We start from the raw sequence: 2,223 nt of genomic DNA, 5'->3' as shown, positions 1-2,223 counted from the left end.
GCACTGAGCCACCCAGCCGCGATCGGCACTGAGCGACCCAGCCGCGATCGGCGCTGAACAACCCGGCTGCGATCGGCGCTGGGCAACCCCGTCCGCCATGGTCCCGGCGGACGGGGCGCGCGGTGGCGCCGGATCAGGCCCGACTGCCGTCCCGGTACGCCTCCAGGAGGCGCAGCCACACCTCACTGATCGTCGGGTACGCCGGAACCGCGTGCCAGAGCCGGTCGATCGGGACCTCGCCCGCCACCGCGATCGTCGCCGAGTGGAGCAGTTCGCCCACGCCCGGGCCGACGAAGGTGACGCCCAGGAGGATCTCGCGGTCCAGGTCGACGACCATCCGGGCACGCCCGCGATAGCTGTCGCCGTAGAGTCCCGCGCCCGCGACGCCGGCGAGGTCCTGGTCGACGGCGCGGACACGGCGGCCGGAGGCCTCGGCCTCCGCGAGGGAGAGGCCGACCGCCGCCGCCTCCGGATCGGTGAAGACGACCTGCGGCACGGCGTCATGATCGGCGGTCGCGGCGTGCGCGCCCCAGCGGTCCGACTCCAGCAGCGGTACGTGCTGTGCCCGGGCGGCGATCGCCGCTCCCGCGATGCGGGCCTGGTACTTGCCCTGGTGAGTGAGGAGAGCGCGGCGGTTGACGTCTCCGACGGCGTACAGCCAGTCCTTGCCGTCGACCCGGCAGCTGTCGTCGACCGGGAGCCAGGAGCCGGGCTCCAGCCCCACCGTCTCGAGTCCGATGTCGTCGGTGCGCGGGGCGCGTCCGGTGGCGAAGAGCACTTCGTCGGCCTCGATCAGCTCCCCGCCCTCGAGGACGACCGTGACCGGGCCGGCGCCGTCCGACCGCTGTACGGCGGCGACGCTCACGCGCGTACGGACGATCGCACCGGCCTCGGTGAGCGCATCGGAGACGTGCTCGCCCACGAAGGGCTCCATGCGCGGCAGCAGCCCCCCGCCGCGCACCAGCATGGTCACCTGGGAGCCGAGCGCCTGGTAGACGGTGGCCATCTCCGTACCCACGACTCCCCCGCCGACGACGACGAGCCGCCCGGGCACGGCCTGCGCGCTGGTCGCCTCTCGGCTGGTCCATGCCTTGGCACCGGCCAGCCCCGGCAGACCGGGCAGGACGGCGCGGCTGCCGGTGCACACGGCGACGGCGTGCCGGGCGGTCAGCACGTGGTGCTCGCCCTCGGGTCCCTCGACGACGACCTCGCGGGGACCGTGCAGCCGGCCCAGCCCGCGGTAGAGGCGGGCGCCGATCGAGTCCAGCCAGGCGACCTGGCCGTCGTCCTTCCAGTGCGAGGCGTACTCGTCGCGATGCGCCAGGACCGCGTGGGCGTCGAGCGGGCCCTGCACGGCCTGGCGCACGCCCGGGACCCTGCGCGCGTCGGCACGTGTGATGACGGGCCGCAGCAGCGCCTTGCTCGGCATGCAGGCCCAGTACGAGCACTCCCCGCCGACGAGCTCGCCCTCCACCACCGCGGTACTCAGCCCCGCGGCTCGTGTCCTCCCCGCCACGTTCTCCCCGGTCGGCCCGGCCCCCAGGACCACAACGTCGTATTCCACAGCTTCCGTCATACGGACAGTCTGGTGCCACGTGTGCACCGAAGCCACATGGGCAGGCGGAATACCGCCGCCCCGTGCGCCGTTGGCCTGGGGGTCCCCCCGGGCCCGCCAGGGCGTCAGGGGGAGGGTCCGACCGGACACCAGGAAGAGGTAAGGAAACAATGAGCACTGTTGAGCTCACCAAGGAAAACTTCGATCAGGTTGTATCTGACAATGACTTTGTCCTGATCGACTTCTGGGCTTCCTGGTGTGGACCGTGCCGTCAGTTCGCGCCGGTCTACGAGCAGGCCTCCGAGCGCCATCCGGATCTCGTCTTCGCGAAGGTGGACACGGAGGCGCAGCAGGAGCTGGCCGCGGCCTTCGAGATCCGCTCGATTCCCACGCTGATGATCGTCCGGGACAACGTGGCCGTGTTCGCCCAGCCCGGGGCGCTGCCGGAGCCCGTCCTGGAGGACGTGATCGGCCAGGCCCGTGGGCTGGACATGGACGAGGTCCGCAAGTCCATCGCGGAGGCGCAGCAGCCCCAGTGACCGGGCGGCGGCCCGGGCCGCCGCTCTCCGCGTGCGGCCCGGGCCCCGGCGCACCAGAACTGACGCCCCGCCGCCCCGCCGCCCGGCCGCCCGGCCGACGGCGCGGGTCGCCGGCGAGGCGAGCAGGAG

The 2,223-nt window shown here is 73.1% G+C and carries 2 protein-coding genes; one reads left to right on the top strand and one right to left on the bottom strand.

Annotation, left to right across the window (positions count from 1 at the left end; all coding sequences use genetic code 11):
- Positions 1 to 133 precede the first annotated feature (133 nt).
- On the bottom strand, positions 134 to 1,576 hold the full coding sequence (locus ACWGI8_RS43280) for a dihydrolipoyl dehydrogenase family protein (RefSeq protein ID WP_453669005.1): 1,443 nt from the start codon (positions 1,574 to 1,576) through the stop codon (positions 134 to 136).
- Positions 1,577 to 1,725: 149 nt separating this feature from the next.
- On the opposite strand from ACWGI8_RS43280, the gene trxA reads away from it, so the two are divergent.
- Complete coding sequence (gene trxA, locus ACWGI8_RS43275; protein ID WP_453669003.1) at positions 1,726 to 2,094, top strand: thioredoxin; 369 nt, start codon at positions 1,726 to 1,728, stop codon at positions 2,092 to 2,094.
- Positions 2,095 to 2,223: the final 129 nt, after the last annotated feature.

The sequence above is a fragment of the Streptomyces sp. NPDC054841 genome (assembly GCF_053611045.1).
This window is presented reverse-complemented; position numbering and strand designations above follow the sequence as displayed.

What these genes read in the sequence shown, in the direction of transcription:
- ACWGI8_RS43280 (WP_453669005.1), bottom strand. Translation starts at nt 1,576, where the DNA reads ATGACGGAAGCTGTGGAATACGACGTTGTGGTCCTGGGGGCCGGGCCG.
- trxA (WP_453669003.1), top strand. Translation starts at nt 1,726, where the DNA reads ATGAGCACTGTTGAGCTCACCAAGGAAAACTTCGATCAGGTTGTATCT.